Source organism: Kitasatospora sp. MAA19 (genome assembly GCF_029894125.1).
Classification (GTDB): Bacteria; Actinomycetota; Actinomycetes; order Streptomycetales; family Streptomycetaceae; genus Kitasatospora.
Window position 1 is genome coordinate 36,592 of record NZ_JARXYZ010000042.1, and the last position, 21,348, is coordinate 57,939.

Consider the following 21,348-nt stretch of genomic DNA (forward strand, 5'->3'; position numbering starts at 1 on the left):
CGGGCGTGCCGACGGGCGCCGACCAGGTCACCTGGTCGGCGCCCGTCGCGCTTGGCTTCGCGACCACCGCCACATAGTGTCAGTGGCTGTTGCCGCCCGGCCCCGGCCGGCGCAGCAGACACGGGCAGAGCAGACAGGCGGATCGGCGAGGCAATGACGCAAACGGCGCTCACGCACCCCCCGGTGGCCCCGGCCCCCGTCACCCCGGCACCGGCCCCGCGCCGGCTGCTCCGCCGGGCGGCCGACTGGTCCGGCTGGCTCGGGCCGATCGGCGTCGCGCTCTTCGCCGGCCTACTGCGGTTCTGGCACCTCGGCTACCCCAACGCCTTCGTCTTCGACGAGACGTACTACCCCAAGGACGCCTGGTCGCTGCTCCGACAGGGCTACGAGGGCAGCTGGCCGGACCACGCCAACGCCGACATCCTGGCCGTCCCGCAGGGCGTCCCGCTCACCTCCGCGCCCGAGTTCATCGCCCACCCGCCACTCGGCAAATGGGTGATGGCGATCGGTGAGCAGCTGTTCGGCCTGCACCCTTTCGGCTGGCGGTTCATGACCGCCCTGCTCGGCACCGTCACCGTGCTGATGCTCGCCCGGATCGGCCGCCGGCTCTTCGGCTCCACCCTGATCGGCTGCACCGCCGCGCTGCTGATGGCCGTCGACGGCCTCCACCTGGTGATGAGCCGGGTCGGCCTGCTCGACGGCATCCAGATGTTCTTCGTACTCGCCGCCTTCGGCGCCCTGCTGATCGACCGCGACCACGTCCGCGCCCGGCTCGCCACCGCCACCGACGGCGACCGGGCCCGGCTCGGCCTGCGCCCCTGGCGGATCGCCGCCGGGGTGTTCCTCGGCGCCGCCTGCGCGGTCAAGTGGAACGGCGCGATGATCCTCGCCGCCTTCGGCCTGCTGACCGTCCTGTGGGACCAGTCCGGCCGCCGCGGGGCCGGCGCCCGCCGCCCCTGGCGCTCGATGCTGCGCCGGGACGCCGTGCCCGCCTTCCTCGCCATGGTCGGCTCCGCCCTGGTGGTGTACGTCGGCGCCTGGGGCGGCTGGCTCGCCAGCGGCCGCAGCGGTGAGGGCGGGTACGACCGGCACTGGGCCGACGGCCGCGCCGGCCTGTCCCCGGACCGCTTCCTCGGCATCCCGCTGCCGCAGGTGCCGATGAGCTGGGTGCCCGCGCCGCTGCGCAGCCTGTGGCACTACCACTCGCAGATGTACGACTTCAACACCGGGCTGAGCACCCCGCACACCTACCAGTCCAACCCCTTCAGCTGGCTGGTCGACGGCCGCCCGGTCTCCATGTACTGGGAGCAGGTCCCGGACGGGCAGCGCGGCTGCACCGCCTCCGGTGGCTGCGCGGCCCAGATCCTCGGCCTCGGCACCCCGCTGCTCTGGTGGACGGCCTGCTTCGCCCTGGTCTACCTGCTGTGGCGCTGGTTCTTCCGCCGGGACTGGCGCTCGGGCGCCGTGCTGTGCGCGGTGGCCGGGATCTACCTGCCCTGGTTCCAGTACCAGGAGCGGACGGTCTTCTCCTTCTACATGGTCGTCCTGGTGCCCTTCCTGTGCCTGGCCGTCGCCCAGCTGCTCGGCGCGATCCTGGGCCCGGCCGGCGGCAGCCCCGAGCGCCGCCGGATCGGCGCGGCCGGCGCCGGGCTGATCGTGCTCGCCATCGTCGGCTGCTTCGCCTTCTTCTACCCGCTGTACACGGCGGAGGTGATCCCGATGACGTCCTGGCAGGACCGGATGTGGTTCACCAGCTGGATCTGACACCGGTGCTCCCGTCCGCGGCGGGCGCTCCGGCCCCGGTGCCGCTCGGCACCGCAGGCGGTCCGACGCCGGTGCCGCTCGCCGCCTCGGGAAGCCAGCTGCTGCCGGTCACCCCTGTGCTCGGGGTGGTCGCCGCCCTCCTGCTGCTGGCCGCCGTCGCGGTGGCCGGGTGGGGCCGGCTCGGCCACGGGCACGCGGTGCTGCGGGCGGGGCTGCGCGCGGTGGTGCAGTTGGCCGCCGTCGCCGCGGTGATCGCCTGGGTGGTCGGCTCGCTCTGGTGGTCGGCGCTGTTCGTGCTGCTGATGTTCACGGTCGCGGTGCGCACCGCCGGGCGGCGGATGACCCCCGGCCCCGGCTGGGTCTGGGCGGCCGCCCCGATCGGCGCCGGCGTGCTGCCGGTGCTCGCCCTGCTGCTGGCCGTCGGGCTGCTGCCGCTCAAGGGCCTGTCCGTCATCCCCGTCGCGGGCATCCTGATCGGCGGCGGGCTCACCGCCACCTCGTTGGCCGGGCGGCGCGCCCTCGACGAGCTGCGGCAGCGCCGGGGCGAGGTGGAGGCGGCGCTGGCGCTCGGCTTCGTGGAGCGCGACGCCCGGCTGGAGATCTGCCGCACGGCCGCCGCGACCTCGCTGGTGCCCGCGCTCGACCAGACCCGGACGGTCGGCCTGGTCACCCTGCCCGGCGCCTTCGTCGGCATGCTGCTCGGCGGCGCCACGCCCGTCCAGGCCGGGGCGGTGCAGTTGTTCGTGCTGGTCGGGCTGCTGGCGGTGGAGTCCGTGGCGATCGTGGTGGTGCTGGAGCTGGTCGGGCGGGGGCTGGTGACCGCCGGGGCACCTGACGGGGTCGGGTACCCTTGAGCACGTTGAAGGGGAGTAGCCCTCCACCGGACCGTCGACATACTGGCCCCCACGGGCCCGGCGCCCGGGGCACCTGATCCGCAGGGGCGGTGCCGGCGAGACCTTCGGCCGCAGTGCTGTGACCATGACCAGTGCTGTCGGGCCGAAGCGTCCCCTGACGGAGCTGCGGAGGCCGGGCAGCCAGACCGAGGGAACCCCCCTGATGAGCTTGACCGTTGCCGCGTTGACCTTCGGCATCATCTTCCTGGCCGAACTGCCGGACAAGACCGCGCTGGCCAGCCTCGTGCTCGGCACCAAGTACCGCGCGAGCTACGTCTTCGCGGGCGTCGCCGCCGCGATGGCCGTTCAGGTCGTCCTCGCCCTGGCCGCCGGGCACCTGCTCTCGCTGCTGCCGCACCGCTGGGTGGAGGGCGTCACCGGCGTGCTGTTCCTGGCCGGCGCGGCCATGCTGCTGTTCCACGGCGGGGGCGAGGAGGAGGACGGGCACGCCGCCAAGGAGCCGTCCTCGCCCAGCTTCTGGAAGGTGGCCGGGGCCAGCTTCGTGGTCGTCGCGGTCGCCGAGTTCGGCGACCTGACCCAGATCATGACCGCCAACCTGGCCGCCAAGTACGCCGATCCGCTGGCCGTCGGCCTCGGCGCGTGGCTGGCGCTGTGCGCGGTGGGCGGGATCGCCATCGTGGGCGGGCAGAAGCTGCTCAAGCACGTGCCGATGAAGCTGATCATCCGGGTGGCGGCGACGATCATGGTGGTGCTGGCGGGGATCAGCATCTTCCAGGCCGTCACCGGCTGAGCCCGGTCGGCGGATGCTCAGCAGCCCGGGTCGGCCTCCAGGACGGCCCGGGTCTTCGGGCCGTAGACGTTGGTCTCGCCCTTGATCCGGTTGCTGAGCTGGTAGTCCCTGAGCGCACTCTGGGTCCAGTCGTCGAAGGTGCCGGTGATGATCGACTTGTCGACGTATCCGCACTCGGCGGTCCACAGCCGCTGCTGCATGGCCTTGACGTCGGGCCCGGTCATCCCGAGCTGGAGCACCCTGGTGGTCGCGGTCGGCGTCGGCGTCGGGGTGGGGGTCGGCGTGGGGGTGGGCGTCGGTGTCGGGGCCTGAGTGGGCGTCGGGGTGGGAACGGGGACCGGGGCCGGGGGAGCGGCGACCGGGGCCTGGGTGGTCGGCCCCGGCACCGGGATGGCGGTCTTCGTCGGGCTCGGCCGGCTGGTCCTGGTCGGCGTCGGGCTCGGCGCCTCGCTGGTCGGCGGCGGCGTGGTCGGGTCCGTCGGCGTGGGGGTGACCGGCTCCGCCGGCGCGGGCGCCAGGGTGGTGGGCAGCGGCTGCGCCTGCCGGGTGGCCGGGGCCGGCGAGGGCGTCACCGCGTACGCGATGCCGATGGTGAGCGCCACCAGGCCGGCGCCCACCCCGGCCAGCAGCAGCTTGTGCCGGGCGAGTGGGTTCTGCGCGGCCTGCTCGGCGGCCCTCCGCGCGGCCCGGCCGCCGACGGCCTCCGGCTCGGCGCCCGGCGTCGCGTGGGCGTACGTCGCGTGGTCGAAGGGGAAGAAGCCGAGGTCGTCGCCGGGCGGGGCCTGCGCCGTCGCCGCCGCGTACGCGCCCGGCCCGGAGGCGGGCACCGGCGGCAGCACGGTGGTGGCGTAGGCGTCGGCGTCCGGTCCGAGGGGCGGAACGGCCGGCGGGGGAGCGATGGGCGGTAGCGCCGAGGCGACGGGGGGCAGCACGGTGGTCGCGAAGGGGTCCACCGGCGGGACGTCCGCCGGTGCCTCCTCGGCGACCTGGCCGACCGCCTGCGGCACGTACGGGCGCACCAGCGGCGGGCCCTCCAGGTGCGGGAGGACGGCCGTCTCGGTGAGGCTCGGGTCCGGGACGCAGCCGCACCCGGTGGAGCGTGCGGCGCCGCACGTCGGGCAGTGCTGGTCCGGCATCGGCCGGTCCTCCTCGGTTCTCGGGCGGTCTCCGTGCGTCCGGGGCGTTCCCGGGCTCACGATCGCGCCTGATTATGCAGGACGTCCCGGAGGGTGGACAGGGGCGTCCGGCGGCGGGTGGGGGTGTTGTGCCGGTTGGTGGCGGTTGGCTCCTGAGGAACGGACGGGATGCGGCGGACGTCCCCGGATGCTTACGTTCGGCTCAACCCGGCGGAACAAACCGGAGCATTTCTGACAGCATGGTGAGCTGGGAGTGATCATCCGCACGGCCTGCCGCACCGGCCGGGCCCGCGACCCTACGGAGACGCCATGACGGACCCTCCCCCAGCCTCTGGCCGGGAGTACCCCCACGCCGCGCCCGATCGGGGCCCGGCGAACGTGCCCGGGCCGCCGGAGGTCACCGTCCCCAGGCTCTGGGTGCCGATCGGCGCGCTGCTGCTGGCGATGCTGCTCGCCGCCCTGGACCAGACCATCGTCTCCACCGCGCTGCCCACCATCGTCAGCGACCTCGGCGGCCTGGACCACCTCTCCTGGGTGGTCACCGCCTACCTGCTGGCCTCCACCGCCGCCACCCCGCTCTGGGGCAAGCTCGGCGACATGTACGGCCGGAAGCGCTTCTTCCAGGCCTCCATCGTGATCTTCCTGCTCGGCTCGGTGCTCTGCGGCATCGCCCAGAACATGGGCGAACTGATCGCCTTCCGCGCCCTGCAGGGCCTGGGCGGCGGCGGGCTGATGGTGCTCTCCCAGGCCATCGTCGGCGACCTCGTCGCACCGCGGGACCGCGGCAAGTACCAGGGCCTCTTCGGCGCCGTCTTCGGCGTGACCAGCGTCCTCGGGCCGCTGCTCGGCGGGCTGTTCGTCGACCAGCTCAGCTGGCGCTGGGTCTTCTACATCAACCTGCCGGTCGGTGCCGTCGCCCTGGTGGTGATCGCCGCGGTGCTGCACGGGCTGGAGGTCAGGCGCGAGCACCGGATCGACTACCTCGGCACCGCGCTGATCGCGGCCGTCGCCACCTGCCTGGTGCTCATGACCTCGCTCGGCGGCACCACGTGGGCCTGGACCTCCTGGCAGGTCGTCGGCCTGGGCGTGCTCGGCCTGGCACTGCTGCTCTCCTTCGTCCTGGTCGAGCGGGCGGCCCGGGAACCGGTGCTGCCGCTGCGGCTGTTCCGCTCGCGGACGTTCAGCCTGGTCGCGGTGATCTCCTTCGTGGTCGGCTTCGCGATGTTCGGCGCGCTCACCTACCTGCCGACCTTCCTCCAGGTCGTCATGCAGGTCACGCCCACCATGTCCGGCATCCACATGCTGCCGATGGTGCTCGGCATGCTGCTCACCTCGATCGGCTCCGGCCAGATCGTCGCCCGCACCGGCCGCTACCGGATCTTCCCGATCGCCGGGACGGCCGTCACCACCGGCGGCCTGCTGCTGCTCTCCCGGCTGGACGAGCACAGCAGCACCGCCGAGATGAGCCTCTACTTCCTGGTCTTCGGCCTCGGGCTGGGGCTGGTGATGCAGGTGCTGGTGCTGATCGTGCAGAACTCGGTGGGCTACCAGGACCTCGGCGTCGCCACGGCCGGGGCCACCTTCTTCCGCTCCATCGGCGCCTCCTTCGGCGTCTCCATCTTCGGCACCCTCTTCGCGAGCGGGCTGCGCGACCGGCTCGCCGACGCCCTGGCGGGAATTCCGCTGCCGCCCGGGTTCCACCCCGAGGTCATCACCTCCGACCCCCGCGTGATCACCCGGCTCCCGGCCGCCGCCCAGGCGGCCGTCCACCACGCGTACGCCGAGTCGATCACCCGGGTGTTCCTGTACGCGGTGCCCGTCGCGCTGGTCGCCTTCGTGCTGTCGCTGTTCCTGCGCGAGCAGAAGCTGCGCTCCACCGTCACCGCCCCGGACCTCAGCGAGTCCATCGGCCTCAACCCGGTCGAACGCTCCTCGCTGGACGAGATCGCCCGCTCGCTCTCCGTCCTGAGCAGTCGCGAAGCCCGGCGCGACCTCTTCCGACGGATCACCGCCACCGCCGGGCTCGACCTCCACCCCGCCTCCAGCTGGCTGCTCCTGCAGATCCACCAGCACGGCTCGGCCGAGCCGGCGGAACTCGCCGAGCGGCGGATCGTCCCGATCGCCGTCGTCGACGAGGCCGTCCGGGAGGTCGAGGGTCGGGGCCTCGCGGCCCGCTCCGGCGGCCTGCCGATGCGGCTCACCGAAGCCGGGGAGGAGGTCGCGCTGAAGCTCGTCGCCGCCCGGCGCTCGCAACTCGCCGAACTGCTGGGCGACTGGGACGAGAAGCAGTACACCGACCTCGCCGACCTGCTCACCCACCTCAGCTCGGCCCTTTGCGCCGACCGGCGCGACCGCCCCGACCGGACCTGGCCCGAGCCGCCGTACCGCGGCGAGGGGCGGTCGTTCTAGCCGCCGTGCCGGGCCGGGGGCCGGCGTCGCGGGCCCGGCAGGTTTCGCCGGACAGGCCCTAGCCGCCGCAAGTAGCTTGCCGGGCAAGCCAGTCGGCGGCGGCGTCGAGGACCGGGTCGGAGCCCATGCGGGCGCCGACGGTCACGTCCGGGGCGATCGGCCCGGTGTGGATCCGGCCGGTGCGATCCGCCTCGGCGGCGCCGGTGAGGAGGATGACGGCGCCGTCGGAGAGGCGGTGCGGCGATGGCGGTTGCTGCGGTGGCTGCGGCGATGGCCCGGCGCGGCCTCATGGGCTCCCCCTGCGGTGCGTTCGGACCCTGATGGTGGCTCACGGGCTCCCGAACCAGCGAGGGGTGTCGAGGCGGAACGGGTCGCCGGGGGCGAGCAGGCGCAGGGCCGTCTCCACCTCGCGCAGCCGCTCCTCGCCGAGGGTGGCGGACCACTCGGCGCGCAGCTCGTCGAAGATCCGGGCCGAGCGGACCAGGCAGTCCACGCCTCGGGCGGTCAGCCGGACCACCTTGCGGCGGGCGTCGGCCGGGTCGCTGCCGCGCTCGACGTAGCCGAGCTGCTCCAGGTTCTCGACGGTCTTGCCGGCGGCCTGCTTGGACACGCCGAGGCGGCGGCCGAGTTCGACGGCGGTGGTGCCGTGCGGGCCGATCGCCTGGAAGACGAAGCCGTGCATCGGACGCAGGTCGGGGTGGCCCTCACGGGCGATGCGCTCGTGGAGCTCGTCGATGATCGTCCGGAAGGCGAGCAGGAGGCGCAGCGGCAGCTCGAAGCCGGGCGGGGCGGGTTCGCTTGACACGGATAGACAACCTCATTGACCATATAGACAACGCCATTGACCATCTTAAGGGGTTTCTCAACCATGCCCGTGATCCGTCACACCGACGCCCGTCGCACCGAGACGCCGAACGCCGTCATGACCACCTACGCCTCGCCCACCCAGGGCTCAACCGCCCTTGCCATGTGGAAGGTTGACATGGAGGCCGGCAAGAGCGGCCCGCTGCACGCGATGGACGTCGAGCAGATCTGGACGTTCGTCACCGGCTCCGCCACCGTCGAGCTGGCCGATGGCCCGGTGACGGTCGCGGCGGGCGACACCCTCGTCCTCCCGGCCGACGTCGCCCGCCAGATCACCACCGCCGACGGCTTCACCGCCGTCGTCGCCGGGCCGTCCCCGGCCCACGTCTACAACCCGGACGCCGTCACCCCGCCCGGCGCCTGCGGCCTCGCGCCGAAGGACGACGAGCGTCTCCTCCCGCCGTGGATCGCGTGACCCGTCGGGTGTGAGGTGTAGGACACTGCTGGCAGCAACCGAGCCGGCGGCCGTTCACGCGCCCCGGCAGACGAGGAGAGGTGCGGCATGTCCGTCGTCAAGATCAACGTACTGACGGTCCCGGCCGAGCAGCGCGAGGTGCTGGAGCAGCGCTTCGCCTCGCGGGCCGGCACGGTGGAGAACTCGGACGGCTTCGAGTGGTTCGAGCTCCTCCGCCCGGTCGAGGGCACCGACGACTACCTCGTCTACACCCGCTGGCGCGACGAGGCCTCCTTCCAGGCCTGGATGGAGGGCCCCATGAAGGCGGCGCACCAGGGCACCGGCGGAGGCGGCGAGCGGCCCAAGCCCGCGGCCTCCGGCTCCACCGTCTGGTCCTTCGACGTCGTCCAGCAGACCGGCCCCAAGGGCGCCTAGCCAGGGCCTGTCCGGCCCTAGGTCGGACGGTCGGGCCCTCTTCCGGCCCGGTGAAGGTGCGGTTCCCGGCGAAGGCCGGTGAACCCCTCCTTCCGGGGCGGTCGAGGGCCCGACGCGGCTTCGCGACCGCGCGGGGCGCGTCAGCCGCGGAAGAGGTTGTGGCCCACGTCGGAGGGGACCAGGTCCTGGGTGGGCTTGCTGTCCGGGCCCGGGACGTGTTCGCCGGGGATGGGGGCGGTGCTCTCCCGGTGGAGGAGGGAGACGCCGTCCTCGGACCAGATCTGCCGGTACCCGTGGTCCAGGAGGAGCTGGATCCGCTCCGCCTGCTGCGTGTCCGTGGCGAAGGGGAACGAGCGCTTGTTGGAGCGGGTGAGCACGTACTCGCGTCCTCGTGGGGTCTCGTCCACCAGGACCACGTCCGTCCTGGCGGTCAGCCGCGGCGCGATCTGGTTGTCGGCCTCGACCGAGGCGCCGTCGGGGATGAGCGCGGCCGCCCGTACCAGGGCGGCCTCGCTCGGTTTGGGCTGCCAGGAGGTCGGCACGGCGAGCTGCATCAGTCCGAGCGGTACGGCGGCGACCAGTGCGCAGCCCGCCGTCGCCAGGCCCAGCGTGCGGGCCCGCCGAGCGGTCCGCTCGGCGGCGGTCAGCCTGCCCAGCACCTCGATGGCCGCCGTGAGCAGGATCGGCCAGAGCATGGAGTCGTAGTGGCGGGCGATCGACCAGTGGTTGGGGTTGCTGGAGAGGATGCGCTCGGCCAGGAGCGGGAGCGCGCACAGCACGGTCGCCGACCGCAGCGGCAGCAGGCACATGGTGCCGAAGAGCCAGAGCAGCAGCAGCGGCTTGAGCGGCTGGTCGAAGGCGGCCTGCACCAGGAGCAGCGGGTCGTGCAGCAGGTTGCGGACGGCATCGCCGCCGTCGGAGCCGAGCTTGGCGTAGTTCCAGTAGTAGCCCGGCTCGCCGCCCATCGCCGGGATCAGCCACTTGATCGCCACCGCCGCGGCGAGCGGGCCGCCCAGCAGCAGGCCGAGGCCCGTGCGGCGGCCGGCGCGGTCGTCCGTACCGCGGGTGCGCAGCAGCAGCACCAGGCCGTACGCCCCGACCATGAGGCCGAGGTCCTCCTTGGTGCAGCAGAGCAGCACGGCGCTGAGGACCACGGTGCCGTACTTCCGCGCGAGGCCGCGCTCCAGCATCAGCAGGGTCAGCGGGACCGCGAAGGCGACCTCGTGGAACCCGACCCGGGAGGCGACCAGCAGCGGCCACCCGAGCGCGTAGACGAGGCCGGCGAGGTCGGCGGCCCGACGGGCGGTCTTCGGTTCTGCGGCGGCGAAGCAGTGGGCGGTGATCCGCCGGATCAGTGGTACGCCGACCGCGAAGAGCAGGGCCTGGCCGATGATCAGCGAGCGCGGGTCGTCCCAGATCCAGTACAGCGGCGCGAGGAGGGCCAGGACCGGGGAGAAGTGGTCGCCCAGCAGGGAGAAGCCCGGCGGGAACTCGTGGTGGTAGCTCTTCAACGACGAGACGGGCAGCCCGAAGTGGGCGTACCCGCGCACGCCCTGGTCGAAGATGCCGAGGTCGAAGCCGCCGAGCGACACGGACGTCCAGCCCTGCATGCCGATGGCGCACATGACGGCGAAGCAGAGGACGCTGAGCAGCGCGGTGCGCCGGGCCGGTGTGCGCACGAGGGCCGGGGAGGGCTTGCGGACACCGGGCGCGGCGGCGGGCGGCGACGGTGCGGACGCGGTCTGGGTGGTCACGTCAGACCTGACTCGTCAGTGCGGCGTCGCGGTCGGTCCTGCTGCGCGGGAGGGACCAGCCGGTTCCGGATCCGGTGTCGGCCTGGCGCCGTGCGCGGTACAGCCGCAGCCCCACCACGGTGAGGACGGCGATGCCCAGGGGCGGGTAGATCGAGCCGGGCAGCTGCCAGTACCAGGCGACGCCGCGGCCCCACCGGTGGGGCGCCGTCCACATGGCGTGGGAGAGGAACACCGCCAGCGTCACGCCGAGCAGCACCTTGCGCGCCCTGGTCCTGGCCTCCACGACCAGCAGCGCGATCAGGGGGATGCACCAGACCCAGTGGTGGGTCCAGCTGATCGGCGAGACCAGCAGCGCGGTGAACGCGGCGCAGACCGCGCCCCAGGCGTCGGCCCGGCGCAGGATCCGGGCGGAGCGCCCGGCGAGGACGGCCACCGCGAGGCCGAGCGTCCCGACGATCGCGGAGGCGGCGAGCCCGACCAGGCCCGGGTCGTTGACGTCGAGCAGACGGCAGATGGCTCCCCGGAGCGACTGGTTGTCCATGAGGACCGTGACGCCGACCCGGCTCGGGTCCCACAGGTAGTTCGTCCAGAATCCGTAGGAGGCGTCGGGCAGCGCGATCCAGCCGATCAGGCCGGCCGCCAGGAACGTGCCGCCCGAGACCATGGCGGCCCTGATCCGCCCGGTCAGCAGCAGGTACACGGCGAACAGGCCCGGGGTGATCTTGATGGCGGTGGCCAGGCCGATGCCCACGCCCTTGAAGCGACTGCCGTCGGGCCGGGTCAGGTCCCACAGGACCAGGCACAGGATGGCGAGGTTGACCTGGCCGTACTGGAAGGTGGTGTACACCGGCTCCAGCCAGACGCTCAGGCCCGTCGCGAGCAGGACGGCGGCCGGACGGTGGCGGGCGGCGGGCCACCCGATCAGCCGGAGGGAGAGGTGGACGGCCAGGGCGAGCAGGGCGAGGTTGAGGAGCATCACCAGGACCCGCAGGGTGCTCACGTCGAACCAGGTGCTCGGCACGAAGAGCATCGCGGCGAACGGCGGGTAGGTGGCCGGCAGGTCCCAGCCGGGCAGCCGCATCGCGTACAGGTCCTGGCCGTGGACGACCGCGGCGCCCTCGGCCCGGTACACGAGCATGTCGACCATGGTCGCCGCGTGGAAGAAGTGGCGCACGATGGCGAAAGCCGCCAGTGACACCCCTGCCACGACGGCCGCTACGATGGTCCAGGACTTCGGTCTTGTGGGTGCCGAGGCGCCGGTGGACTCCTCCGTTTTTTCCCGCCGTGCCCACCGTGTAAGACCGAACTCCCGCACTGCGATGGCACCTCGTTGAGATAGACCAGATCGTTCCGTCGTCAGCGTCTGGGCCCACCCACCATAACCGACCCCTCTGAGGCCGACCGCGACTCGGTCCGGCCGCCGCCTCCGGCCCGGGGCCCGCTCAGGCCGTGGCGGTCTGGAGGACCTCGCGCAGGCCCGGGACGGATGCGCGGTCGGCGCGCCAGACCGGCCGGAGGCGCAGGGCGGGGGGCCGGAGGGGGAGCCGGACCAGGGTGCCGGAGGTGAGTTGGTCCTGGACGGCGACGTCGGAGGGGCCCGGAAGTAGCAATGTTTATCCCGGGCCCCCGCGCGTGGGCGTCCGCGGAGGGTCAGCGGTTCTTGAACTCCTCGATGGCCGTCCGCACCGTCTGGTGCGTCGTGGGGCTTCCGGCGTGTCCGGCGTCCTCGATGATGTGGAGTCGCGCGTCGGGCCAGGCCTTGGCGAGTTCCCACACGGCCTGGACCGGGCAGCCCATGTCGTGCCGGCCCTGCACCAGGACCGCCGGGATTCCGGCCAGTTTGTGGGCGTTGCGCAGGAGTTGGTCCTCCTCCAGCCAGGCGCCGTTGCTGAAGAAGTGGGCGCAGATCCGGACGAACGCGATCTGCTCGTCGACCTCCTGGTCGCTGTACATGCCGGGCACGCCGTTGGGCTCGGTGGAGACGACCGCGTCCTCCCAGGTGAGCCAGTCGACGGCGGCCTTCTCCCGGACGGCACGATCGGGGTGCTCCATCAGCCGCGCGTAGGCCGCGAGCAGGTCGCCGTCCCGCTCGCCCTCGGGGACGCCGTCGCGGAACCGGTCCCACGCCTCGGGCTGGAACCGCCCGGCGCCCCGGTAGAGCCAGTCGAGCCCTGTGCGGCTGCTCGTCGTCACCGCCAGGAAGACGATCTCGGTGACCCGCTCGGGGTGCTGCTGCGCATAGGCCAGGGCGAGCGTGGTGCCCCAGGAGACGCCGTTGAGCAACCACTTCTCGATGCCGAGGTGCTCGCGCAGCCGCTCCATGTCGTCGACCAGGTGCCAGGTGGTGTTCAGACTCATGTCCACGGCAGGGTCGCTGGCGTGCGGGGTGCTGCGACCGCAGTTGCGCTGATCGAAACGGACGACGCGGTAGCGCTCGGGATCCCAGGCCCGCATCGGGCCCCGCGGCGCGCCCCCGCCCGGGCCGCCGTGGACGTGCACGGCGGGCTTGCCTTCGGGGTTGCCGTACTGCTCGTAGTAGATGCGGTTGCCGTCTCCGGTGTCGAGGAACCCGGTGTCGTAGGGATGGGTCGGAGCGTAGAGATCAACCATGACCGTCGAGCCTACGGAGCGATCGCGGTCGGGTTCCACTGATTTCTTCCTCAAACTGCCGCATTGACACGGGTATTGAGTCGAAGGGGCGGGCGGCGTGGAGGGCCGAGCGCTCACGGCTTGGTGGTTGCGCTCGGGGCGCTGTGGCCGTTCTGGCGTGCGGCGGTGGTCGGCCTGGAGAGGCGTTCCTGGTGGTCGTGGTCCTGCGGGTAGAACTGCCGGGCCCAGTGCCGCAGGGCGCCGATCGGGCCGTCGCCGGGGGCGAGTCGCGGCGGCGACAGGTACTTCTTGGTGGACCAGATCGGGAAGTCGGCCGCGGTGAACTCGCAGCTCCACTTGAACATCAGGCCCGACAGCAGCCGCGAGAGCGACCGGCTGACCGTCCTGCCGAGCGCGGGCGGCAGGGCGGCCGGCGGCGCGAAGGAGAACCGGCTCGCCTGCCTGAACTGCATCCGGCCGGGGGCGACCATGGTGGCCATCACCAGGGAGCACATCTCCAGTCCGAGGGCGGGCGTGCGCACGTCGCTGTGCAGGCAGCTGAGGCCGTAGCCGTCCACCTCGATCTCGACCTGGCGCCGGCCCAGGAGCGGGAACTCCTCCTGCACCCGCATCGAGACGTGGAACGTCACGCCGTCGAAGGCGACCGGTGCCGCCAACTCGCCCCGGGTCCAACCGTGGAGGGTGAGGAAGTGGCCCAGGTCCACGGCGTTCTCCATGACGTCCTGCGCATAGCCGGGCATCTCCCAGGCGGCGTGCTGCGGCGGCTGGTCGCCGAGGGCGTGCCACGCCGGGATCTCCCAGTCCGGCTGCCGGCCGTCGTGATGGCGCCAGACGAAGACGGCGTCGTTCACCTCGCGCACCGGCAGCTGTGCCAGGGCGGCCTTCGGCGGCGTGGTGCCGTAACCGGTGCGCACGCACCGGCCGTCCGGGTCGAAGGCGAAGCGGTGGAAGGGGCAGACGAGGTCGTTCCCGTCGACCTCGGCGAGGCCGAGATGGGCCCCCAGGTGCGGGCAGTACGGACGGGTCGCCCGGATACGGCCGTTCCGCAGCCGGTACAGCACGACGTCCTCGCCGGCCAGTTGGCGGGTGAGCACCGTGCCGGGCTTCAGCTCGGCGCTGAAGGCGAGCGCGGACCAGCCGTCGGGGTAGGGCAGGCCCGGTGGCAGGGCGAGGTCGCCCGGGGTCGGACGGCTGCTGACGGAGTGGACGTGTTTTCCGAACGCGCGCAAGAGTTCTCCTTCTGCTGTGGCGGATCGAGTCGGCGGCGCAAGAGGAAATCGGGAAATGCGAAAATCCGACCAAAGGAAATTCCGTGGTTCTACGCCAACCCGGCGGGGAAATTTGTTTCCGGACGAAATGCGCCCCACATGCTAGCCACAGATGGAGAGGGGTTGCACGAACAATCCGAATGGCAAGGGGTAAATGTGATGATCCATTGGATTGGTGGCGCCAGGCCGCCTTGTTCGGGTGACGTCGAACCCGCGCTACCGTCAGGGGGATGGCGAGCGACCACCCCACCCCCTCCGAACCGAACGCCGCCCCGTTCCGCAGCTGCTCTGCGACACCAAGGCGCTCGCGGCCCGCGGCCCGGCGCGGGCGCACCCGGTGGCCGGCGGGAACGGCGGCCGGAAAGTGTCGAAAAAAGTTCGGACGGCGATGTCGAGAACCCGCGCCCGGCTCCGTCCCCGTGGTGAACGCGACCACAACGGGTCGCACCAGTACCGAGGAGCACCACGATGGCCAAGTACCTGCTGCTCAAGCACTACCGCGGCGCTCCGGCCCCGGTCAACAACGTGCCCATGGACCAGTGGACGCCGGAGGAGATCTCGGCGCACATGCAGTACATGCACGACTTCGCGGCCCGACTGGAGCGGACCGGCGAGTTCGTCGACGGCCTGGCGCTCGCCCCCGAGGGGGCGTGGGTCCGGTACGACGGTGAGGGGCGCCCGCCGGTCACCGACGGCCCGTTCGCCGAGACCAAGGACCTCATCGCCGGCTGGATGGTGATCGACGTCGACAGCTACGAGCGCGCGATCGAGCTGGCCGGGGAGCTGTCGGCCGGCCCCGAGCTGCTTGGCGAACCGTTCGCCTGAGCACGAGTCAAGTTCCTTCGGGTCACGGGTCTGTCCCAGCGGGCGACGGCCGCGAACGGGTGCGGAACGGTGGCGGGAACCGCCGTCCCGGCTGGCCGGCGGCGTATCCCGGCGGGGTGCGCCCGGTGGTGGTGGGCGTGGTCCCTGGCTGCGCGTGTAACAGCACTGTATTGGGGGGTGGTTGGGCGGAACGGCTCGCCGGGCGGGTGGGTCCTGGTGATCAGAAACGCCCGCTCGTACCGATCCGTACCGAGCGCCCGGCACCGGCAACCGATACTGAGGAAGAAACGATGCGCGTTTACAAGCTCCCCTTCGCAGCCCTGGCCGTTGCCGCGAGCCTCTCGTTGACGGCCTGTCAGAACGACGACGGCGGCACGGGGCAGAGCAAGCCGTCGTCCGCGTCCACTGTGTCCACCGTGTCGTCTGCGTCCGCCGCGCCCACCGCGCCCACCGCGTCGTCTGCGTCCACCGCGTCGTCCGCGCCCACCCCGCCCGCCGCGCCTGCCGCGTCCACCTCGGGCGGCGGGTCGGGCTCCGGTGGGACGGTCTCCGGCGGGACGGGTACGGCTGCCGGGGCCAGCTCCACCGACAACGGCAAGGGCGGCAAGTGCCGCACCGACGACCTGGAGATCACGGCGGTGGAGCGTACGATCGACGGCGACACCGACGGCACCGTCGTGGTGGAGCTGAAGAACCACAGCGGCCGGGACTGCGCGATCTCCGGGTACGCGGGCGTCGACCTGAAGACCAACGCGGGGTCGCTGCCCGCGAAGCGCTCCGGTGAGCCGGTCGTTCCGGGCGTCGTCAAGAACGGGAAGTCGACGTTCTTCGGTATCAGCTACCCGCTCAACAAGTCGGGCGGCTCCGGTGTCCGCGTCACGGGGCTGGTGGTGACCCCGCCGGACGAGACGAAGTCGGTCACCCTTCCCTGGCCGGGTGCCGGCACGCTGCCCGTCACGAGCGGCGCCGGCTCCCCGGTGAAGGTCGGCCCGATGGGAAGTGCCGGTCAGGGCGAGTGACCCGCGCGTCCTGGAGTCTGCCGTCACAGTGCTCCCGGGCGCCGCGCATCCAGACGATGGATCCGCGTGGCCGGAGCCCCGCCAGGTGGCTCGCTGGCCCTCAGCATGGCCGCTGGGCAGGCCAGTTGAGGGGACGGCCGCCCACGGGTGGGGCCTCGCCCGGCAGCTGTCCGGACCGGCCCGTGCGGGCGGCCGGTCGTTCAGGTGAAGTTCCCGGGCGGCAGCCGGGGACACCGGGCGCCCGGGGAAGCCTCGTGTGTGACGGCCGCCCGTTCGGAGCGGCCGCACCGGACCACGGAGACGTTCCCCCATGCGTCTGTCCCCACGCTCCGCCGCCCTCGCCGGCGCCGCCCTGTCCGTCGCCGTCCTGGTCGGCCCGGCTCCCGTCGCCGCCGCCGACACCGCTCCGCCGCCCCCGGCAGGCCGGTACCTGAACCTGCACCAGTGCGTCTACCACGGCCCCTTCCTGCCGACCAGCTTCGACCTCATGACCACCCTGGTCCCGAGCAGGGACGGACGGGCCGCGCCGCCATGAGTGCCCTGGGCGGGACACCAGGTGCGGGCGGCCCGCCGCGGTCGCGGGGCGGCCGTGCGGTGAGTGTCAGACGGTGTCGCGGACCTTGAGGTAGCCGTTCTCGACGAGGAACTTCTGGTCCGGGTTGCCGGCGCCGCACTGGTAGATGAAGGCGTTGTCGCCGTTGGTGCGCGTGGTACCGACGTCCAGGCACATCTCCTGATCGCTGCCCGCCGTCGACTGCAGGACGAACGAGCCCTGGCGCAGCAGCCAGGTCTGGTTGGCGATGGCGGCCCGCGAGTACTCGCAGGCCCAGATGCGGACGTTGTCCCCGTTGAAGCCGGTGTTGTCGGCATCGAGGCACATCTCCTGCCCGGAGCCCACGGTGTCGGCGACCTTGACCCGGCCGTCGTCGAGGACGAAGCGCTGGTTGGTGTGGTCCAGGCACTGCCAGATCCGGACGTTGTCGGCGTTGAACCGGGTGTTGCCCACGTCCAGGCACATCCCGGTCGGGACCCGGGGCGGGGTGGCGACGTCGAGGGTCCCGTTGTCGATCGTGTAGACGGTGCCGTTGTTGGGGTCGGTGTAGCGGAAGCTGCCGTTGCCGCGCGGGAGCGTGGTGTCGGCGGGCGCCGTGGCATCGACGGTGACCTGCGGCAGGAAGCGGAAGTACCCGTTGGACGGCCAGCCGCTGCGGCTCCCGTTGAGGCCGTAGCCCTCGCAGGTCAGGGTGCGGTTCCCGGTGCCGAGCGCGCAGTTGCGCAGGCCGACGTTGTTGGTGCCCCAGGAGGAGCCGTCGCCGCTGTACTGGGTGGGGACGGTGGCCTGCGGGGCGAAGGTGGTGTTGCCGGGTGCGGTGAAGACGGCGGTCATGCCGGAGGGCGGGAGGAGGCCGGGGCCGCCGGTGTTCTGGTACGTCCACGGCACGGCGGCGGTCTGGCCGGGGGCGATGGTCACGGTGGTGGGCACGTCGCGGCCGATGAAGGTGACGGCGGCGGCGGGGGACGCGAGGGCGACGGCGAGGGTGAGGGTCGTCGCGGCGACGACCGTGGTGCGGGCGAGGGTTCTGATCACGGTCGAGATGATCGTGGACGCATCGGGCCGTCGGCGGTGCGCGGCGCGGCCGGGGAGCGGGGGTTCACCCGCTCGGCGGCCGGAAGGTCACCGGTGCGTCGAAGGCGGCGCGGCGGGTGGTGCGGCGCAGCGCCCGCAGGACGGGGGTGCCGAGGGTGAGGCAGAGGACGACCGTGAGGGCGGCGCGGGGGAGGTCCCACCCGAGGGACGTGGTGAGGCAGTAGGCGGCGAAGCGCACCAGGTTGGCGGGCAGCGGGTCCCCGGGGACGAAGGAGATGGAACCGGACAGGCCCGCGATGTACGGCCAGCCCTGGAGGTTCATGATCGTGCCGTAGAGGACGGACGACAGCGCGCCGTACCCGGCCAGCAGGGCGAGTTCGCGCCGGCCGCGCAGACCCGCCGCGCCCGGGAGCAGGCCCGCGCCGAGGCAGACCCAGCCCATGGCGAGCATCTGGAACGGCAGCCACGGCCCGACGCCGCCGGTCAGCAGCGCGGAGGCGAACATCGACAGCGCGCCGAGGACGAAGCCGAAGCCCGGGCCGAGCACCCGCCCCGACAGCACCATCAGGAAGAACATCGGCTCCAGGCCCGCCGTGCCCGCGCCGAGCGGCCGCAGCGCCGCGCCCGCCGCCGCCAGCACCCCGAGCAGGGCGACGGACTTGGCGTCCAGCCCGGGTGCGCCGCCGCCCGCCGTACGGCCCTCGGAGATCTGGGCGATGACGACGGCGAGCAGCAGGGGCAGCAGCAGCGCGAACAGCCAGGGGGCGTCGGTGGCGTGGCCGACCAGGGCGGACTCGGTGGAGGCGAGCAGCGGCCAGCCGAAGGCGGCGACGCCGACCAGCGAGACCAGCAACAGGGCCGCCCGGGAACGGCGGCCGAGGGGGACGGGGCGGCTCATGCGCTCAGTGCCTCCGCGACCTGGTGGACGGTGAGCCACGGGCCGGGCGCGAGCACCTTGGCGACCTGCGGGGCGAAGGCGGGGGAGGAGACCACCACCTCCGCCGTCGGGCCGTCGGCGACGATCTCGCCCTCGGCCAGGATCACCGTGCGGTGTGCGAGTTCGGCGGCGAGTTCGACGTCGTGGGTGGCCAGCAGGACGGCGTGGCCCTCGGCGGCGAGGTCGCGCAGGATCTCCACCAGCCGGGCCTTGGCGGCGTAGTCCAGGCCGCGGGTCGGCTCGTCGAGCAGCAGCAGCGGGGGCCGGGCGGTGAGCACGACGGCCAGGGCCAGGGTGAGCCGCTGGCCTTCGGAGAGGTCGCGCGGGTGGGCGGTGTCGGCGATGCCGGGCAGCAGCCGTTCGACCAGGGCGCGGCAGGTGCCGGGGGCGGCGCCCGCGTCGGTGTCGGCGGCGGCGCACTCGGCGGTGACGCTCTCGCCGTAGAGGAGGTCGCGCGGGTCCTGGGGGACGAGGCCGACCTCGCGGATCAGTTCGGCCGGGCGGGTGCGGTGCGGAGTGCGGCCGCCGACCGTCACGGCGCCGGAAGCGGGGGTGTGCAGGCCGACCAGGCTGCCCAGCAGGGTGGACTTGCCGGCGCCGTTGCGGCCCATCAGGGCGGTGATCCCGCCGGGGCGCAGCACCAGGTCGACACCGCGCAGGGCCTGGACGGGACCGCGCCGGACGGCGAGGCGGGCGACGGTGGCGATCGGTGCGCCCGTCGGGGCGGGGGCGGCGCCCGGGCGGCGGCCGTCGAGGCGTTCCCGCAGCCCGGCGGCCTTGCGGCGGGCGTCGCGGACGGACAGCGGCAGCGGCCGCCAGCCGGCGAGCCGGCCGAGGCCGACCACCGGCGGGTGCACCGGTGAGTGCGCCATCACCTCGGCCGGTTCGCCGAGGACGGGCGCGGCTCCCGGGGTCAGCAGCAGCACCTGGTCGGCGTACTGGACGACCCGCTCCAGCCGGTGCTCGGCCATCAGCACGGTGGTGCCGAGGTCGTGCACCAGCCGCTGCAGGACGGCCAGCACCTCCTCCGCCGCGCCCGGGTCGAGCGCCGAGGTGGGCTCGTCCAGGACCAGCACGCGCGGGTGCACGGTGAGCACCGAGCCGATCGCGACGCGCTGCTGCTGGCCGCCGGAGAGCGAGGTGAGGGCGCGGTCGCGCAGGTCGGCGAGGCCGAGCAGATCCAGGGTCTCCTCGACCCGGCGCCGCATCACGTCGGCGGGCAGGCCCAGCGACTCCATGCCGTAGGCGAGTTCGTCCTCCACGGTGTCGGTGACGAAGTGTGCCAGCGGGTCCTGCCCCACCGTGCCGACCAGGTCGGCGAGTTCACGCGGCCGGTGCTCGCGGGTGTCCCGGCCGCCGACGGTCACCCGGCCGTGCAGGGTGCCGCCGGTGAAGTGCGGGACGAGCCCGCTCACCGCGCCCAGCAGGGTGGACTTGCCGGAGCCCGACGGGCCGACCAGCAGGCAGAGTTCGCCCTCGGGGACGGTCAGGTCGACGCCCTCGACGGCGGGCGCGGCGGCGTCCGCGTACCGGATGGAGACCTGCTCGAAGGTGATCACGAAGCCCTCCGGGGCGGGGTCGGGGCGGCGAACGCCGGTACCAGGCCGAGCAGGACGGCCAGGACGGCGGCCAGCGGCAGCACGGGGACGGTCGGCGGGACGACGGTGGGGGCGAAGGCGGCCGGATCCTGCGTGGAGAGGTAGCCGACCAGTCCGGCGACGGCGGCCCCCGAACCGGCGGTCAGCCACTCGGGCAGCGCCCAGGGGTCCGGCCGGTAGCGCGTTCTGACGGACCGTCGGCTGCCGAGCAGCAGCCCGGCGAAGGCGGCGGCCAGGCCCAGCAGCAGTACCGGCGGCGCCCAGCCGGCGCCGCCGGCGGTCAGCAGCCCGTACGCGGCCAGGCAGATCCCGAGCAGGCCGGCCAGGGTGAGCGCGGCCGTCGCCCGGGCGAGTCGGCGCGGGACGTCGGCGGTGCGGCCGAACCCGCGGGTGTCCATCGCGGCGGCCAGCGCGATGGAGCGCTCCAACGCGCCCTCCAGGACGGGGAGTCCGACGCTCAGCACGGCGGCGACGCCCTTGTCCGTACGGCCGCGCAGACGGCGGGCGGCGCGCAGGCGGCGGACGTCCGCGACCAGGTTCGGCGCGAAGGTCATCGCCACCACCACCGCCACGCCCGTCTCGTAGAGTGCGCCGGGCAGGGCGCGCAGCAGCCGGGCCGGGCTGGCCAGCGCGTTCGCGGCGCCCACGCAGACCAGCAGGGTGGCCAGGCGCAGCCCGTCGTACAGTGCCGCGAGCAGGCCCTCGACGGTCACCCGGCCGCCGATCCGTACCCCCTGCGCCCAGGTGGGGAGCGGCACTTCGGGCAGCGTGAACAGCACGTGCGTGCCCGGGATCGGCGAGCCGAGCAGGACGGCGAACACCAGCCGGATGCCCAGCACCAGCAGGCCCAGCCGCAGGAACGCCCCGTACGAACGCGACCAGGGCGCGTCGCCACGCCGGGCCGCGACCACGTACCCGGCGACGGCGGCGAGCAGCAGCAGGATCGCCGGATTGGTGCTGCGGGTCGCCGCCGCGCCCAGCCCGAGCGCCCACAACCACCAGGCCCCGGGGTGCAGTTGGCGGGGACCGGTGGGCGGGCGGGTGCTCCGGGCGGTGCGCATGGATCAGTCCAGGTGGGTGTTCTGGGGCTCGGTCTTCCGGGC

At 73.3% G+C, this 21,348-nt stretch carries 20 protein-coding genes; 9 read left to right on the plus strand and 11 right to left on the minus strand.

Annotated elements, in window-relative coordinates:
* The first annotated feature begins 225 nt into the window (after positions 1-225).
* The 3 genes from P3T27_RS36295 to P3T27_RS36305 all read left to right on the plus strand — a co-directional run bounded on the left by P3T27_RS36295 (position 226) and on the right by P3T27_RS36305 (position 3,408).
* Complete coding sequence (locus P3T27_RS36295; protein ID WP_280685600.1) at positions 226-1,764, plus strand: phospholipid carrier-dependent glycosyltransferase; 1,539 nt, start codon at positions 226-228, stop codon at positions 1,762-1,764.
* Positions 1,765-1,835: 71 nt separating this feature from the next.
* On the plus strand, positions 1,836-2,618 hold the full coding sequence (locus tag P3T27_RS36300) for an ABC transporter permease (RefSeq protein WP_280685601.1): 783 nt from the start codon (positions 1,836-1,838) through the stop codon (positions 2,616-2,618).
* Between the two features lie 199 nt (positions 2,619-2,817).
* Complete coding sequence (locus P3T27_RS36305) at positions 2,818-3,408, plus strand: TMEM165/GDT1 family protein (RefSeq protein WP_280685602.1); 591 nt, start codon at positions 2,818-2,820, stop codon at positions 3,406-3,408.
* A gap of 17 nt (positions 3,409-3,425) precedes the next feature.
* Here the strand turns inward: P3T27_RS36305 and P3T27_RS36310 are convergent, their stop codons facing one another.
* Complete coding sequence (locus tag P3T27_RS36310) at positions 3,426-4,544, minus strand: peptidoglycan-binding domain-containing protein (protein WP_280685578.1); 1,119 nt, start codon at positions 4,542-4,544, stop codon at positions 3,426-3,428.
* Between the two features lie 309 nt (positions 4,545-4,853).
* On the opposite strand from P3T27_RS36310, the gene P3T27_RS36315 reads away from it, so the two are divergent.
* Positions 4,854-6,953, plus strand: a complete 2,100-nt coding sequence (locus tag P3T27_RS36315) for an MFS transporter (RefSeq protein ID WP_280685579.1) — start codon at positions 4,854-4,856, stop codon at positions 6,951-6,953.
* 328 nt (positions 6,954-7,281) lie between these two features.
* On the opposite strand, the gene P3T27_RS36320 is transcribed toward P3T27_RS36315, so the two are convergent.
* Entirely contained in the window at positions 7,282-7,758 is a 477-nt protein-coding gene (locus P3T27_RS36320) for a MarR family winged helix-turn-helix transcriptional regulator (protein ID WP_280685580.1), read from the minus strand.
* A 63-nt stretch (positions 7,759-7,821) separates the two neighbouring features.
* Here P3T27_RS36320 and P3T27_RS36325 point away from each other — a divergent pair, with 63 nt between their 5' ends.
* Entirely contained in the window at positions 7,822-8,232 is a 411-nt protein-coding gene (locus tag P3T27_RS36325; protein WP_280685581.1) for a cupin, read from the plus strand.
* An 87-nt stretch (positions 8,233-8,319) separates the two neighbouring features.
* On the plus strand, positions 8,320-8,646 hold the full coding sequence (locus tag P3T27_RS36330) for an antibiotic biosynthesis monooxygenase (protein WP_280685582.1): 327 nt from the start codon (positions 8,320-8,322) through the stop codon (positions 8,644-8,646).
* A 140-nt stretch (positions 8,647-8,786) separates the two neighbouring features.
* Here the strand turns inward: P3T27_RS36330 and P3T27_RS36335 are convergent, their stop codons facing one another.
* From P3T27_RS36335 to P3T27_RS36355, 5 genes are all read right to left on the minus strand, one after another.
* Positions 8,787-10,400 carry a DUF2079 domain-containing protein gene (locus tag P3T27_RS36335; protein ID WP_280685583.1) on the minus strand — a complete coding sequence of 538 codons (1,614 nt, stop codon included), beginning with the start codon at positions 10,398-10,400 and terminating at the stop codon, positions 8,787-8,789.
* Position 10,401: 1 nt separating this feature from the next.
* A complete protein-coding gene (locus P3T27_RS36340; protein WP_280685584.1) occupies positions 10,402-11,607 on the minus strand; it encodes a glycosyltransferase 87 family protein in 1,206 nt (401 codons plus the stop codon).
* A 235-nt stretch (positions 11,608-11,842) separates the two neighbouring features.
* Positions 11,843-12,010, minus strand: coding sequence for a hypothetical protein (locus P3T27_RS36345; protein ID WP_280685585.1), 168 nt, complete (start codon positions 12,008-12,010; stop codon positions 11,843-11,845).
* A gap of 40 nt (positions 12,011-12,050) precedes the next feature.
* Positions 12,051-13,010 (minus strand): prolyl aminopeptidase, encoded by a 960-nt coding sequence (gene pip, locus P3T27_RS36350; RefSeq protein ID WP_280685586.1) that lies wholly within the window; start codon positions 13,008-13,010, stop codon positions 12,051-12,053.
* A gap of 113 nt (positions 13,011-13,123) precedes the next feature.
* A complete protein-coding gene (locus P3T27_RS36355) occupies positions 13,124-14,239 on the minus strand; it encodes a Rieske 2Fe-2S domain-containing protein (protein ID WP_280685587.1) in 1,116 nt (371 codons plus the stop codon).
* A gap of 507 nt (positions 14,240-14,746) precedes the next feature.
* Between P3T27_RS36355 and P3T27_RS36360 the strand changes: the two genes are divergently transcribed.
* From P3T27_RS36360 to P3T27_RS36370, 3 genes are all read left to right on the plus strand, one after another.
* Complete coding sequence (locus P3T27_RS36360; protein WP_348534193.1) at positions 14,747-15,103, plus strand: YciI family protein; 357 nt, start codon at positions 14,747-14,749, stop codon at positions 15,101-15,103.
* Between the two features lie 290 nt (positions 15,104-15,393).
* Complete coding sequence (locus tag P3T27_RS36365; RefSeq protein WP_280685588.1) at positions 15,394-16,122, plus strand: DUF4232 domain-containing protein; 729 nt, start codon at positions 15,394-15,396, stop codon at positions 16,120-16,122.
* 310 nt (positions 16,123-16,432) lie between these two features.
* The gene (locus tag P3T27_RS36370; RefSeq protein WP_280685589.1) at positions 16,433-16,657 is read left to right on the plus strand and encodes a hypothetical protein; all 225 of its coding nucleotides are present in this window, start codon (positions 16,433-16,435) and stop codon (positions 16,655-16,657) included.
* Positions 16,658-16,723: 66 nt separating this feature from the next.
* Here the strand turns inward: P3T27_RS36370 and P3T27_RS36375 are convergent, their stop codons facing one another.
* From P3T27_RS36375 to P3T27_RS36390, 4 genes are all read right to left on the minus strand, one after another.
* The gene (locus tag P3T27_RS36375; protein ID WP_280685590.1) at positions 16,724-17,710 is read right to left on the minus strand and encodes an RICIN domain-containing protein; all 987 of its coding nucleotides are present in this window, start codon (positions 17,708-17,710) and stop codon (positions 16,724-16,726) included.
* Positions 17,711-17,774: 64 nt separating this feature from the next.
* Complete coding sequence (locus tag P3T27_RS36380; RefSeq protein ID WP_280685591.1) at positions 17,775-18,608, minus strand: ECF transporter S component; 834 nt, start codon at positions 18,606-18,608, stop codon at positions 17,775-17,777.
* Complete coding sequence (locus P3T27_RS36385) at positions 18,605-20,206, minus strand: ABC transporter ATP-binding protein (RefSeq protein ID WP_280685592.1); 1,602 nt, start codon at positions 20,204-20,206, stop codon at positions 18,605-18,607. The genes P3T27_RS36380 and P3T27_RS36385 overlap by 4 nt, the downstream gene beginning before the upstream one ends.
* The gene (locus P3T27_RS36390) at positions 20,203-21,306 is read right to left on the minus strand and encodes a CbiQ family ECF transporter T component (protein ID WP_280685593.1); all 1,104 of its coding nucleotides are present in this window, start codon (positions 21,304-21,306) and stop codon (positions 20,203-20,205) included. The genes P3T27_RS36385 and P3T27_RS36390 overlap by 4 nt, the downstream gene beginning before the upstream one ends.
* Positions 21,307-21,348: the final 42 nt, after the last annotated feature.